General features: G+C 74.5%; 13 protein-coding genes and 1 pseudogene. 7 read left to right on the top strand and 7 right to left on the bottom strand.

The genetic code is table 11. From position 1 onward, the window contains the following. Window positions 1-2: 2 nt before the first annotated feature. Window positions 3-1,277 (bottom strand): RNA polymerase sigma factor, encoded by a 1,275-nt coding sequence (locus tag EIM47_RS00240; protein WP_125075764.1) that lies wholly within the window; start codon window positions 1,275-1,277, stop codon window positions 3-5. Window positions 1,278-1,499: 222 nt separating this feature from the next. Between EIM47_RS00240 and EIM47_RS00245 the strand changes: the two genes are divergently transcribed. The 3 genes from EIM47_RS00245 to EIM47_RS00255 all read left to right on the top strand — a co-directional run bounded on the left by EIM47_RS00245 (window position 1,500) and on the right by EIM47_RS00255 (window position 2,811). After that, the gene (locus EIM47_RS00245) at window positions 1,500-1,904 is read left to right on the top strand and encodes an ester cyclase (RefSeq protein ID WP_037034338.1); all 405 of its coding nucleotides are present in this window, start codon (window positions 1,500-1,502) and stop codon (window positions 1,902-1,904) included. 69 nt (window positions 1,905-1,973) lie between these two features. Further along, window positions 1,974-2,399, top strand: coding sequence for a VOC family protein (locus tag EIM47_RS00250; RefSeq protein ID WP_125075765.1), 426 nt, complete (start codon window positions 1,974-1,976; stop codon window positions 2,397-2,399). A 16-nt stretch (window positions 2,400-2,415) separates the two neighbouring features. Beyond that, on the top strand, window positions 2,416-2,811 hold the full coding sequence (locus EIM47_RS00255; protein ID WP_019399215.1) for a GFA family protein: 396 nt from the start codon (window positions 2,416-2,418) through the stop codon (window positions 2,809-2,811). A 20-nt stretch (window positions 2,812-2,831) separates the two neighbouring features. On the opposite strand, the gene EIM47_RS00260 is transcribed toward EIM47_RS00255, so the two are convergent. Continuing rightward, window positions 2,832-3,752: a LysR family transcriptional regulator gene (locus EIM47_RS00260; RefSeq protein WP_125075766.1), complete on the bottom strand. Its 921-nt coding sequence runs from the start codon at window positions 3,750-3,752 to the stop codon at window positions 2,832-2,834. A 148-nt stretch (window positions 3,753-3,900) separates the two neighbouring features. On the opposite strand from EIM47_RS00260, the pseudogene EIM47_RS00265 reads away from it, so the two are divergent. The 3 genes and pseudogenes from EIM47_RS00265 to crcB all read left to right on the top strand — a co-directional run bounded on the left by EIM47_RS00265 (window position 3,901) and on the right by crcB (window position 6,898). Beyond that, a pseudogene (locus tag EIM47_RS00265) lies at window positions 3,901-5,125 on the top strand (MFS transporter). 28 nt (window positions 5,126-5,153) lie between these two features. Beyond that, entirely contained in the window at window positions 5,154-6,473 is a 1,320-nt protein-coding gene (locus EIM47_RS00270) for an SGNH/GDSL hydrolase family protein (protein ID WP_125075767.1), read from the top strand. Window positions 6,474-6,520: 47 nt separating this feature from the next. After that, complete coding sequence (crcB, locus tag EIM47_RS00275) at window positions 6,521-6,898, top strand: fluoride efflux transporter CrcB (protein WP_026010643.1); 378 nt, start codon at window positions 6,521-6,523, stop codon at window positions 6,896-6,898. Window positions 6,899-6,926: 28 nt separating this feature from the next. Here the strand turns inward: crcB and EIM47_RS00280 are convergent, their stop codons facing one another. The 4 genes from EIM47_RS00280 to EIM47_RS00295 all read right to left on the bottom strand — a co-directional run bounded on the left by EIM47_RS00280 (window position 6,927) and on the right by EIM47_RS00295 (window position 11,181). Next, entirely contained in the window at window positions 6,927-7,352 is a 426-nt protein-coding gene (locus EIM47_RS00280) for a YciI family protein (RefSeq protein WP_019399210.1), read from the bottom strand. A 91-nt stretch (window positions 7,353-7,443) separates the two neighbouring features. Continuing rightward, window positions 7,444-7,800: a DUF1428 domain-containing protein gene (locus tag EIM47_RS00285; RefSeq protein WP_125076083.1), complete on the bottom strand. Its 357-nt coding sequence runs from the start codon at window positions 7,798-7,800 to the stop codon at window positions 7,444-7,446. A 102-nt stretch (window positions 7,801-7,902) separates the two neighbouring features. Continuing rightward, on the bottom strand, window positions 7,903-9,144 hold the full coding sequence (locus EIM47_RS00290) for a multifunctional CCA addition/repair protein (protein WP_125075768.1): 1,242 nt from the start codon (window positions 9,142-9,144) through the stop codon (window positions 7,903-7,905). A 42-nt stretch (window positions 9,145-9,186) separates the two neighbouring features. After that, window positions 9,187-11,181: a transglycosylase SLT domain-containing protein gene (locus EIM47_RS00295; RefSeq protein ID WP_019399207.1), complete on the bottom strand. Its 1,995-nt coding sequence runs from the start codon at window positions 11,179-11,181 to the stop codon at window positions 9,187-9,189. 91 nt (window positions 11,182-11,272) lie between these two features. On the opposite strand from EIM47_RS00295, the gene EIM47_RS00300 reads away from it, so the two are divergent. After that, the gene (locus tag EIM47_RS00300) at window positions 11,273-12,079 is read left to right on the top strand and encodes a sulfite exporter TauE/SafE family protein (protein WP_232207928.1); all 807 of its coding nucleotides are present in this window, start codon (window positions 11,273-11,275) and stop codon (window positions 12,077-12,079) included. A 7-nt stretch (window positions 12,080-12,086) separates the two neighbouring features. On the opposite strand, the gene EIM47_RS00305 is transcribed toward EIM47_RS00300, so the two are convergent. Beyond that, window positions 12,087-12,788: a hypothetical protein gene (locus EIM47_RS00305; protein WP_240626108.1), complete on the bottom strand. Its 702-nt coding sequence runs from the start codon at window positions 12,786-12,788 to the stop codon at window positions 12,087-12,089. Window positions 12,789-12,791: the final 3 nt, after the last annotated feature.

A 12,791-nucleotide genomic window follows, 5' to 3' on the forward strand; every position in this document is an offset into this window, starting at 1 on the left:
AGCTAGGCGTGGCAACGCGCGGCGCGCGCCAGCAGCAGGCCGCGCTCGCGGGCGTTGCCGGTCATCGCCGCGGCGCGCTCGAACTCGGCGCGCGCCTCGTGCAGGCGGCCGAGCCGGAACAGCAGGTCGCCGCGCACGCTGGGCAGCGGGTGGTAGCTGGACAGCTTGGGCTCGTCCAGCAGCGCATCGACCAGCGGCAGCGCCGCTTCCGGGCCGGCGGCCATCGACACCGCCACCGCGCGGTTGAGTTCGACCACCGGCGACTGGGTCAGCCGCGCCAGCGCGTCGTACAGCGCCACGATCCGGTTCCAGTCGGTGTCCTCCGGCGCCAGGGCGCGGGCATGGCAGGCCGCGATCGCCGCCTGCAGCGCGTAGAAGCCCGCGCCGCCGCCCAGCCGCTGCGCGCGCTCGAGCGCCTCCAGGCCGCGCCCGATCAGCAGCCGGTCCCAGCGCGAGCGGTCCTGCAGCAGCAGCAGGACGGGCTCGCCGTCCGGGCCGGTGCGCGCGTGCAGGCGCGAGGCCTGCAGTTCCATCAGCGCGACCAGGCCATGCACCTCCGGTTCCTCCGGCATCAGCCCGGCCAGCACCCGGCCCAGGCGCATGGCCTCCTCGCACAGCGCCGGGCGCATCCAGTCGTCGCCGCTGCTGGCGGCGTAGCCTTCGTTGAACACCAGGTAGATCACCCCCAGCACCGCCGACAGCCGCTCCGGCAACTCCTCGCGGCGCGGGATCTCGAACGGCACCCCGGCCTCGGCCAGGGTGCGCTTGGCGCGCACGATGCGCTGGGCGATGGTGGCCTCGTTGGCCAGGAACGCGCGCGCGATCTCGCCGGTCTCCAGGCCGCCGAGCAGGCGCAGGGTCAGGGCCACGCGCGAGTCCTGCGGCAGCACCGGGTGGCAGGCGATGAACATCAGCCGCAGCACGTCGTCGCCGACGGTGTCGTCCAGCAGGTGCTCCGCGCGCGCGGCCACGTCCTCCTGCAGCTGCTCCAGCTCCCAGGCCACCTGCACGTGCTTCTCCTCGCGCAGCTTCAGGTGGCGCAGGCGGTCGATGGCGCGGTTGCGCGCGGTGGTCATCAGCCAGGCCCCGGGATTGTCCGGCACGCCGTCGGCCGGCCACTTCTCCAGCGCCGCCACCAGCGCGTCCTGGGCCAGCTCCTCGGCCAGGCCGACGTCGCGCACGAGCCGGGTCAGGCCGCCGATCACGCGCGCCGATTCCATCCGCCAGACGGCGTCGATGGTGCGGGCGATGTCGACCTGGTGCGGGTGCGGACTCATGCGCGGTGGATCACACCACCGCGCGCGGCGCGGAGCAAGCCGTGATGCGCTTCGCATTGCGGCGCCCGGCCCTGGGGCCGGCGGCCGGACCGGCGGGAAGCGGCCATGGTCGGCGCGTGCCCCGGGCAGCCCGGGCAAGGCCGCCGCGCGTGGTGCCACCACGCGGCATGCACGCCATGCATGCGATCAGGAAGCTCCGGATCACGGGAAGCGGAGGCGGTGGTGGACGCCAGGCTGCTCGCACGGCGGTACCGCGATTACATTGCCTGCCTGAACGCGCGCGACTGGGACGCGCTGGGCCGGTTCGTCGATGCGGCCGTGGAGCACAACGGCAGGGCCCTGGGCCTGGCCGGCTACCGCCGGATGCTGGAGCAGGACGTGGCGGCGATCCCGGACCTGCAGTACGCGGTCGAACTGCTGGTGGCTGAGCCGCCGCGGCTTGCCGCGCGCCTGGATTTCCACTGCACGCCGCGGGGCCGCTTCCTCGGCCTGGACGCAGGCGGCCGGCGGATCCGCTTCGCCGAGCACGCGTTCTACGAATTCGCCGGCGAGCGCATCGCGCGGGTGTGGTCGGTGATCGACAAGGCGTCGATCGAGGCGCAGCTGGAGCCGGGAGCCGGCCGGTAGCGGCATGCGTCGCGGAACCGCGCGCGCCTGCCGGCTAGACTCGGCCATCGATCGCCGGAGGACGCGGGCATGCGGCAGTCGCTGGGCCTGGTATCGCTGGTCGTGCGCGAATACGACGAGGCGATCGCGTTCTTCGTCGGCACGCTGTGCTTCCGCCTGGTCGAGGACAGCTGCGTGCCGGAGCAGGGCAAGCGCTGGGTAGTGGTGGCGCCGCCGGGCGCGGACGCGGGCCAGCTGCTGCTGGCGCGCGCGTCCACCCTGGAGCAACGGGCGCGGATCGGCGCGCAGGCCGGCGGGCGCGTCTTCCTGTTCCTGTATACCGACGACTTCTGGCGCGATTGCCACGCCTACCGCGCCAGGGGCGTGGTGTTCGTGCGCGCGCCAAGGACCAGGTCCTACGGCACGGTGGCGGTGTTCCGCGACCTGTACGGCAACCTGTGGGACCTGCTGCAGCCTTCGCCGGCGCCGCGCGCCGCCGGCGATCCGCCCACGTGACCGCGGAGGAGATGCCATGACCCGTCGCCATGCCTCATGCAGCTGCGGCCAGCTGGCCCTGACCGCCGAAGGCGAACCGCTGCGCGTGTCGGTCTGCCACTGCCTGGAATGCCAGCGGCGCTCCGGCAGCGTGTTCGCGGTGCAGGCCAGGTTCCCGGCCGACGCGGTGGCGATCCGCGGCCAGGCCAGTGCCTACGCGCGCACCGGCGACGAAGGCACCTCGTGCACCTTCCATTTCTGCCCGCGCTGCGGCACCACCGTGTACTTCGTACCCGATGCGATCCCGGGCGTGGTGAGCGTCCCGGTGGGCGTGTTCGCCGATCCCGGCTTCCCGCCACCGCGCGTATCCGTGTACGAGGCGCGCAGGCACGCCTGGGTGCGCCTGTCCGGGGACATCGAGCACATCGACTGACCCGCGCTGCGCGACCGGCGTCAGCGCCCGCCGTGGCCCGGTTCCCAGGGCGGATCGGCGAAGCGCTCGGCGAGGAAGTCGACGAACGCGCGCACCCGCGGCGGCACCAGGCGGCGTTGCGGCATCACCGCGTGGATGCCGGTGGCCGCGATCGGGTAATCGGCCAGCAGCTGCACCAGCCGGCCCCGGCGCAGGTCCTCGCAGACCTGCCAGGTCGAGTGCATGGCGATGCCCAGGCCGGCCAGCGAGGCGTCGTGCAGGGCCTCGCCGTAGTTGCTTTCCAGGCGGCCGCGCACGCGCACCACGATTTCGCCGCCGCGGCCGTCGCCGAACCGCCACACGTCCTGGCGGCCGTGGCGGCCCACCAGCAGCAGGCAGTCGTGCGCGGCCAGTTCCTGCGGCGTGCGCGGGGTGCCGCGGCGGCGCAGGTAGGCGGGTGCGGCGCACAGCACCCGCCGGTTCTCGGCCAGCCGCCGCGCGACCAGGCTGGAATCGCCCAGCTCGCCGATCCGCACCGCCAGGTCGAAGCCGTCGCTGACCAGGTCGCGCAGCTGGTCGTTGAGGTCCAGGCGCAGGGTCAGCTTCGGGTGCCGGGCCAGGAACTCCGGCAGCAGCGGCGAGATGTACTCGCGTCCGAACGAGGCCGAGGCGGTCACCCGCAGGGTGCCGGCGACCTCGGTGCCGGCCTGGCGCAGGCCCCCGGCCAGGGCCTCCAGGTCCTCGACCAGCGGACGGCCCTGCTCGGCCAGGGCCATGCCTTCGGGCGTGGGGTGCAGCCGGCGCGTGGTCCGGTGCAGCAGGCGCACGCCCAGTTCCGATTCCAGGCGCTTGAGGCGCTGGCTGGCCACCGCCACCGACAGGTCGAGGCTGCGCGCGGCCGCCGAGATCGAGCCGAGGTCGAGCACGCGCAGGAACAGGGTGATGTCGCCGATGCGGTCCACGGTCGTGGCGGGGCGGAAGGCCGCTCCACGGTTGCGCCGGTCGCGGCGATTGTCAACGGTCCGTTGAAAGTGCTTGCCGGATTGCGTGGTTCTTGCGGAAGCCGGACGCGCCTAGCCTGCGTCCGTCATCCCGATCCCGGAGGCTTCCGTGACTGCCACTTCCTCCCAGGGGCGCCTGCCGCTTGCCCTCTACGCCCTGACCGCCGGCTCGTTCGGCATCGGCTGCGCCGAGTTCGTGATCATGGGCCTGCTGCTGCAGGTCGCCGCCGACATGCAGGTCACCATCGCCGCCGCAGGACTGCTGGTGACCGGCTATGCGCTGGGCGTGACCGTCGGCGCACCGGCGCTGACCCTGCTGACCCGGCGCATGCCGCGCAAGGCGGTGCTGCTGGCGCTGATGGCGATCTACAGCGCCGGCAACCTCGCCTGCGCGCTGGCGCCGGACTACGCCACGCTGATGGCCGCGCGCGTGCTCACCTCGCTGACCCACGGCACGTTCTTCGGCGTCGGCGCGGTGGTGGCCACCGGGCTGGTGCCGGAAGCGCGCAAGGCCTCGGCAATCTCGGTCATGTTCTCCGGCCTGACCCTGGCCACCCTGCTGGGCATGCCGGCCGGGGCCTGGCTGGGCCTGCACTTCGGCTGGCGCTCCACGTTCTGGGCGATGGTCGTGGTGGGGCTGGCCTCGCTGCTGGTGATCGCCGCGCTGGTGCCGCGCAGCCGCGGCGGCGATACGCCGGTGCCGCTGCGCGCCGAACTGGCCACCATCGCGCGCCCGCAGGTACTGCTGGGGCTGCTGACCACCATGCTCGGCTTCGCCGGCGTGTTCGTGGTGATCACCCACGTGCAGCCGCTGCTGACCCGGGTGGCCGGCTTCGGCGAGGGTGCGGTGTCGCCGGTGCTGCTGCTGTTCGGCGCCGGCATGGTGGTCGGCAACCTGCTGGGCGGCCGCCTGGCCGACCGCCATCCGGTGCCGGCGCTGCTGGGAACGTTGCTGGCGCTGGCGGTGGTGCTGGCCGGCATGGCCGTGGCGGGTGCGCGCGCCGGCGGCGATGGTCCTGGCCGTGGCCCTGCTGGGCGTGGCCGCGTTCGCCACCGTCCCGCCGCTGCAGCTGCGCGTGCTGCGCCATGCCGCCGGCGCCGGACAGAACCTGGCCTCGAGCTTCAACATCGCCGCGTTCAACCTCGGCAACGCCGCCGGCGCCTGGCTGGGCGGGGTCGCGATCGAGCGCGGTCCCGGCCTGCCGGCGCTGCCGTGGCTGGCCTCGATCGTGACCCTTGCCGGCCTGGCGGTGGCGGCCTGGAGCGTGCGCCTGGAGCGGCGCGAAGCGCATGCCGCCAGTGCGCCTGCAGGCGGCATGCCCGAACGCTGCTGATCCGTTTCCCCTGCCACGGAGAACCCGCATGCAATCCCTCAGCCCGACCCGCTTTTCCGCCCCGATCCGCCGGCTTGCCGCGCTGCTGCTGGCCGTGGCGGTCGCCGTACCACTGCAGGCACAGCCGGTGCGGCCGGCATGGATCGCGACCTGGACCGCCAGCCCGCAGCCGCGCTGGGATGGCGACTTCGCCCTGCCGAGCAATCTTCCGTTCCAGTTCTTCGACCAGACCGTGCGCCAGGTGGCGCGGGTGAGCATCGGCGGGCCGCGGGTGCGGGTGGTGCTGTCCAACGAGTACGGCACGCGGCCGCTGCGGATCGGCGCCGCGCGCATTGCCCTGGCCGGCCGCGACGGCGCCATCGTGCCCGGCAGCGACCGCGTGCTGAGCTTCGGCGGCCAGGCGGCGGCGAGCATCCCGCCCGGCGCGCCGCTGCTGAGCGATCCGGTGGAGCTGGAGGTGGCGCCGCTGTCGCATGTCGCCGTCAGCCTGTACCTGCCGGAACCGACCGCGCCGTCCACCTTCCACTGGGACGCGCGCCAGACCGCGTGGGTCGGCGCCGGCAACCAGGCCGGCGCGACGCGCATCGCCGCCGACGCGACCCTGGACACGCGCGTGTTCCTGCGCGACGTGCTGGTGGAGGCGGCGCCGGGCACGCGCGCGGTGGTCGCGTTCGGTGACTCGATCACCGACGGCAACATGGCCAGCATCGACGCCGATGCGCGCTGGCCCGACGTGCTGGCCGCGCGCCTGGCGCCGCAGGGCGTGGCCGTGCTCAACGCCGGCATCTCCGGCGCGCGCGTGCTGCGCGACCGCATGGGCGACAACGCCCTGGCCCGGTTCGAGCGCGACGTGCTGGCGCAGCCGGGCGTGGCCGCGGTGGTGCTGCTGATGGGCATCAACGACATCGGCTGGCAGGACACCCCGCTCGGCCTCGGCGAGCGCTCCGCGGATGCGGAGGAACTGATCGCCGGCTACCGCCAGCTGATCGCGCGGGCCCGCGCCCGCGGCGTGCGCATCGTCGGCGGCACGCTGACCCCGTTCGAGGGCGCGCTGGAGCAGACCCCGCAGCACGGCTACCACAGCGCCGCCAAGGAACGCATCCGCCAGCAGGTCAACGCCTGGATCCGCGACGGCGGCGAGTTCGACGCGGTGCTCGACTTCGACGCGCTGCTGCGCGACCCCGCCCGGCCCACGCGCTTTTTGCCGGCATACGACTCCGGCGACCACCTGCATCCGGGCGATGCCGGCTACCGGGCGATGGGAGAGGCCGCGGACCTGAGGCTGCTGCTGGGCGGGGACCGGGCGCCACTGGCCGCGCCGGCGCGGCAGCGCCGGCCGCGGCGCTAACATGGCCCGCGCGCGCGGACGGCGCGTTGCGCTCGATGGAGGATGCGGTGGGCGATTTCCTGTGGGTGGGACTTGGGGGCTGCATGGGCGCGGTCGCGCGCTACGCGGTGGCCCTGGCCATGGGCCAGGCGGCGATGCAACGCTTCCCGTGGCCGACCTTCGCGGTCAACGCCGCCGGCTGCCTGGCGATCGGCCTGCTGGCGGGGCTGTCCACCCGCGTGCCGGTACCGGCGCAGCTGCGCCTGTTCCTGGTCACCGGCCTCCTCGGCGGCTTCACCACGTTCTCCGCGTTTGGCCTGGAGTCGCTGCAGCTGCTGCGCCGCGGCGAGCCCGCGCTGGCCGCGGCGTACGTGGCCGGCAGCGTGGCCGCGGGCCTGCTGGCGGTGTGGCTGGGCTGGCGCCTGGCCGGCGGCGCGCAGGCCTAGCCCGCACGCCGCCGCCGCGCACCGGCGCTCAGCCGCGGCTGGCCAGGGTCTGGCGCAGGCGTTCCTCCTGCTCGCGCAGTTCCGGGGTGAACTCCGGCCCGAAGTCCTCGGCCTCGAATACCGGCCGGATCTCGATTTCGCTGTCCTCGGGCATCGGGTTCGGGCAGCGCCGCACCCACTCGATCGCCTCCTCCATCGAGCGCACCTGCCACAGCCAGAAGCCGGCCACCAGCTCATGGGTCTCGGTGAACGGTCCGTCGGTCACCGTGCGGGTGCTGCCGGAAAAGCGCACCCGCACGCCGCGCGAGCTGGGGTGCAAACCCTCGCCGGCAAGCATCACCCCGGCCTTGACCAGTTCCTCGTTGTAGCGGCCCATGTCGGCCAGCAGCTGCCCGTCGGGCATCGCCCCGGCCTCGGAGCTTGGGGTGGCCTTCACCATCACCATCACGCGCATGTCGGTGTCCTCCTGGGTGGATGGCCGCGGCGCCCGCCGTCGCGGTCCTCGCAGCTGCGACGCATGGAGCGCGCCGGATTCGACAGCCGCCTCAGTACTCGACGATCGGCCTGAAGCCGCCCCAGAACATGCGCTGCCCGTCGAACGGCAGGGTGGCCGGGTCCATGCCGGCGATGCGCTTGTCCTCCATCACCGCGGCATCGATGCGGTCGCGATCCTCGCGCGAGGCATAGCGGATCCAGGCGAACACCACCACCTCGTCCGGCTTGAGCTGCACCGCCTGCGGGAACGAGGTCAGCTTGCCGGGCTGCACGTCGTCGGCGACGCATTCGACGTATTCCAGCGCGCCGTGTTCCAGCCAGACCTTGCCGGCCTGTCCGGCGATCGCCCGGTAGTCCTCGATCCGGTCACGGGGCACCGGCAGCACGAAACCATCCACGTAAGCCATTGCCATTTCCTCCTCGGTTGTGCGGGGCGGCCGCCCCGCCTGGTGCGACGGATGGAAACGCGCGGATTCGACGGCGGCCGCGGTGCGCGGGCTAGCGTGGCGCTAGCCCGTGTCGCGGCGCAGGGTGCGCGCGGCGGCGATCGCCCGCACCCGCGCGCGGCGCAGGGCGGCGCCGACCTGGGGCCCGGAGATGCCCTCGGCCAGCGCCAGGTCGCGCGCGTTCACCGCCGCGGCCGCGGCATGCAGGCGTTGCAGTTCCGGACCCTGCGGATAGGCGTCGTCCTCGTGGCCCAGGCGGCCGCGCTTGTCGGCCTCGCAGCACAGCGCGATGCGGGCCACCTGCGCCGGCTGGCGGAAGGCATCGCAGCGCTCCAGCAGTTCCAGCACGGTGTCGTCGCGCAGTTCGCCCAGGCGGTGCACGTTGAGGTGCTCGCGGCACACGGCCTCGGCCAGCTTGCGGTGCGCGGCCGGCACCCGCAGGCGCTCGCACAGCCGCGCCAGCGGCTTGAGCCCGGCGCCTTCGTGGCCGATATGCCGCGGCAGCACGTGCGCCGGGGTCAGCGCCTTGCCGAGGTCGTGGGCCAGCGCGGCGAAGCCGACCAGGTCGTCGCCCGGCGCCAGCCGCGCGGCCATGTCGCTGACCAGTTCCTGGTGGACGCCGGTGTCCACTTCCGGGTGGAACTCGGCGCGCTGCGGCACGCCGTACAGCGCGTCGACCTCCGGCAGCACCACCGCCAGTGCGCCGCAGGCGCGCAGGGTGGCCAGGAACGCCGACGGCCGCGCCGCGGCCAGCGCCTTGCGCAGTTCCTGCCACACCCGCTCGGCCACCAGGGTTTCCAGTTCGCCGGCGGCGACCATGGCGCGCATCAGTTCCATGGTTTCCGGGGCAACGCGGAAACCCAGCGGCGCCAGGCGCGCCATGAACCGGGCGGCGCGCAGCACCCGCAGCGGATCCTCGACGAAGGCCGGGCCGACATGGCGCAGCACGCGGTCGCGGAGGTCGCGCGCGCCACCCCAGGGATCGACCAGGCGGCCGTCGCCGGCGCGGGCGATGGCGTTGATGGTGAAGTCGCGCCGCTGCAGGTCCTCCTCCAGCGTCACCGAGGGATCGGCGTCGACCACGAAACCGCGGTGGCCGCGTCCGCTCTTGCGCTCGGTGCGCGCCAGCGCGTGCTCCTCGCCGGTTTGTGGGTGCAGGAACACCGGGAAGTCCCGTCCCACCGGCTGGAAGCCGGCTTCGAGCATCTGTTGCGGGGTGGCACCGACCACCACCCAGTCGCGGTCGCCGGGCGGCAGCCCGAGCAGTTCATCGCGGACCGCGCCGCCGACAAGATAGGTTTCCATGCGCGGCATCCTACCGTGGCCGGCCGCCGCGGCCGCCGCGCGCTACTGCGCCGCGGCCGGGCAGGCGAAGCCCTTGCGCTTGCCGCTGGTGCGGCCAAGCATGCGCTCGCCCAGCGGCAGTGCGTCGCCGTTGAGGCGCCAGTCGTAGATCACGCTGAAGGCCAGCACCCGCGCCACGTAGTCGCGGGTTTCCTTGTAGCTGATGGTCTCGATCCACAGGTCCGGGTCGTGCCCCGGGCGCTGCTGCAGCCAGCGCGCGGTCGGCGTCGGCCCGGCGTTGTAGGCGGCGATGGCCTGGTAGGTGGCGCCGTACTTGTCCTCCATCTCGCGCAGGTAGGCGCTGCCGAGGGCGATGTTGACCGCCGGGTCGTACAGGCTGTCGGCGCCGGCGTAGGGCAGGCCGGTGCGGCGCGCGACCGCGGCGGCGGTGCCCGGCAGCAGCTGCATCAGCCCGCGGGCGTTGGCCGGCGAGCGTGCCTTCGGGTTGAAGATGCTCTCGGCGCGGATCTCGGCGGCGATCCAGGCCGGGTCCAGGCCGTTGCGCGCGGCCGCGGCGCGGATGTCGGCGTCGTGGTGCAGCGGGAAACGCAGTTCGTACAGGCGCAGCTCGTCGGGGGTGCGGCCCAGCGAGAACACCGCGCGGTCGAACCAGCCCTGCTCCTGGGCCAGGGCAACGGCGATGCGGCGGCGGACGTCGTCGAAGCGGCCCACGGCCTCGTTCCATTCGCGCGTGGCCCAGCCGGCCTGGTCGATGCGGTACAGCGCCAGCGCCCGCACCAGGGCCGGGTCGCGCGCCACTTCCGCGCGCAGCGCCGCCGGTTCCTCCGGTTTCCACGGGCACAGCGCGTAGGACAGGCCGAGGCGGTCGGCGGCGAGGAAGCCGTGGAAGGTGGCGGTACGCGCGGCCTGCGCCAGCAGCTCGCGCGCCTGCGCGGCCTGGCCGGTCTTCTCCAGCATGCGTGCCTCGAACCACTGCCAGCGCGGATCGGCGCGCTGCTTCGGCGGCATCTTCTGCAGTGCCGCCAGCGCCGCCTTCCAGTCGCCGCGGGCCATGGCCTCGCGCACCCGCCATTCGTGCAGGCGCTCGTCGTAGGCCGCGTCCGGCACCGCCTGCAGCCGGCGCGCCGAATCCGGCAGGTAGGACGCCACGGTCCACAACGCCACCTGGTACAGCACCTGTCCGCGCTCGGCCTCGTCCAGGCCCAGCGCCGGCGCCAGCTGCGCCAGCTGGCGCTCGGCCGCGTCCGGATCGTTGCGCGCCAGCCGCGCCAGGCCGGCGGCAGCCACCTTGCGGCTGCGCGCGTCACGCGGCCATTGCGCCGCGCGCGGGTGCGGCGCCAGCACGAAGGCGGCGTAGTCCTCGGCCAGCCCGCGCCGGGCGTGCGGCAGGCCGCGGGCGATGGCGCGCATCACGCCCGGCTGGCCGGCGGCCACCGCCAGGTCGAAGCGCTCCCAGCGCAGCGCCTCGTCCAGGCCGCCGCGCCGCTCCAGCGCCGCGATCACGGGGTCGCAGGCGTCCGGCAGCGACTCGCCGGTGCGCCAGATCGCCTGCGCCTCGCGGTTCCAGTCCGGGCCGTGGCGGCCGAGTTCGTGCAGCGCGGTCAGCCGCGCGCAGCGCAGGGCCACGTCCTCCACCGGGCGCCAGTCGGCCAGCAGGTCGGCCCACTGCTTGCGGCGCGACAGCGAGGCCAGCCACAGCGGGCGCAGCGCCGCGGCCACCGCCTGGCCGTCGTGGCGCTGCAGGAAAGCGCGGACCTCGGCCGGGTCGGCGCGGTCCAGGTCGCGCGACAGGCGCGCGTACTCGATCCAAGGCCAGCGCGGATCCGCGCGCAGGGCCGGCGAGGCCGCCACCGGCTCGCCGCGCCGGGCAGCGGCGATGGCGGCGCTCACCGCGGCATCGGCGGCGGCATCCGGCAGCGCCTGCGCCTGGGCCGCGCCGCACAGGGCGGCCAGCAGCCACAGCAGCGGCGCCAGGGCCGGGTGGTTGCGCGCGATGGACGGGAAAGCGAAGCGGGGGGTGGTGGGGGGAGACGACATGCGCTCGAATATACGCAACGCGCCTGAATGGCCGTGACGAAGCGGCCGCGCGCGGCGGCGTCCACGGCCGGCGCATCGACAGGAGCACGCCGTGTCGCCGTGGATGTACCTCGGATTCCCCCTGCTTGGCCTGGCCGCAGGCCTGCTTGCCGGCCTGCTGGGCATCGGCGGCGGGCTGGTGATCATCGCCGCGCTGGCGTGGATGCTGCCGCTGTTCGGCATCCCGCAGGAAGCGGCCATGCACGCGGCCCTGGCCAGCTCGCTGGCCAGCATCGTGCTGACCGGCCTGTCGTCGGCGCGCGCCCATGCACGCCGCGGCAGCGTGCTGTGGCCGACGGTGGCGTGGATGGTGCCGGGCCTGCTGCTGGGCGGTTGGCTCGGCAGCGGCCTGGCGGTGGCGCTGGATGATTCGGTGCTGCGCTGGGTGGTGGCGGGGTACTGCCTGCTGGCGGCCTGGCAGATCGGTTTCGGCGCCACCCGCGCGCCGGCCGACGGCAGCGAGGTGGCGCCGCCGCGCGGCTGGCCGATGACCCTGGCCGGCGGCGGCATCGGCGCGATGTCGGCGGTGGTCGGCATCGGCGGCGGCAGCATGACCGTGCCGCTGCTGGTATGGCGCGGGGTGCGCCCGGTGCGCGCGGTGGGCACGTCCAGCGCCTGCGGCGTGGCGATCGCGGTTTCCTCGGCCGCCGGCTACGCCCTGCACGCGCCGCCGGGCGCGTTGCCGCAGCACGCGTTCGGCTACGTCTACCTGCCGGCGGCCCTGGGCGTGGCCATGGCCTCGGTGCTGGCGGCGCCGCTGGGCACGCGGCTGGCGCATGCAATCAGCGGCCAGGCCTTGCGCAAGGTGTTCGCACTGTTCCTGCTGCTGGTGGGCGTGAGCGTGGCGCTGTCGGGCTGAGCGGCGATCAGCCGCCACCGCAGTCGCGGGCCATGCGCGCGTCGATGCGCGCCTGTTCGGCGTCCAGCGCCTGGCGTTCGCTGGGCATCAGCCCGTGGTAGACGCGCAGGATCCCGTAGCGGCGGTCGGACAGTCGCGCGCAGACCTCTTCCTGCGGCAGGCGCTCGCACGGGTCCTGCACCCAGGTGCCGGTGGCGACCAGCGCCGTGCCCGGATGGGGCGGCCGCACCGGCGGCACCGGATCCCGGCCGGGACCCGGACGGGCCGCGGGACGCGGCGCATGCAGCCGCGGCGGCGGGGCGCGCCCTGCCACCCAGAGCGGCACCCAGCGCGGCGTGCCCTGCGGCTGGTCGCTCAGGTAGCGCTCGCCGTCGGGAGCGGTGCAGGCGTACATCGGCTCCGGGTCCTGCACCCGGACCACGTGCACGATGCTGCGTGGCGGCGGCGCGGGCTGCGCCGGGGCGGGCGGCACCGGATTGGCCCCGGGCGCGGGGTCGCGCGGACGCTCCATGGTCCGCTGTTGCTGGCGCTCGCCGCTGCCGCAGGGCTGGTTGCCGAGGCTGACCGTGCCGTCGCTGGCGGTGCAGCGGTAGATGGTGAGCGCGTCGCCGGCGGTCGCGGGCGCTGCCGCCAGCAACGGTGCCAGGCAGGCAAGCAGGGCAGTCGTGGCCCCGGCAACCGCGCCTGCGCGATGACCGTGCCCGGGCATGGG

This window comes from Pseudoxanthomonas sp. SGT-18, from assembly GCF_003931645.1.
Lineage (GTDB): Bacteria > Pseudomonadota > Gammaproteobacteria > Xanthomonadales > Xanthomonadaceae > Pseudoxanthomonas.

Coding starts and splice junctions, on each gene's coding strand:
- EIM47_RS00255 (WP_019399215.1), top strand. CDS start 2,416: ATGACCCGTCGCCATGCCTCATGCAGCTGCGGCCAGCTGGCCCTGACC.
- EIM47_RS00280 (WP_019399210.1), bottom strand. CDS start 7,352: ATGCGCGTGATGGTGATGGTGAAGGCCACCCCAAGCTCCGAGGCCGGG.
- EIM47_RS00290 (WP_125075768.1), bottom strand. CDS start 9,144: ATGGAAACCTATCTTGTCGGCGGCGCGGTCCGCGATGAACTGCTCGGG.
- EIM47_RS00250 (WP_125075765.1), top strand. CDS start 1,974: ATGCGGCAGTCGCTGGGCCTGGTATCGCTGGTCGTGCGCGAATACGAC.
- EIM47_RS00295 (WP_019399207.1), bottom strand. CDS start 11,181: ATGTCGTCTCCCCCCACCACCCCCCGCTTCGCTTTCCCGTCCATCGCG.
- EIM47_RS00240 (WP_125075764.1), bottom strand. CDS start 1,277: ATGAGTCCGCACCCGCACCAGGTCGACATCGCCCGCACCATCGACGCC.
- EIM47_RS00285 (WP_125076083.1), bottom strand. CDS start 7,800: ATGGCTTACGTGGATGGTTTCGTGCTGCCGGTGCCCCGTGACCGGATC.
- EIM47_RS00270 (WP_125075767.1), top strand. CDS start 5,154: ATGCAATCCCTCAGCCCGACCCGCTTTTCCGCCCCGATCCGCCGGCTT.
- EIM47_RS00305 (WP_240626108.1), bottom strand. CDS start 12,788: ATGCCCGGGCACGGTCATCGCGCAGGCGCGGTTGCCGGGGCCACGACT.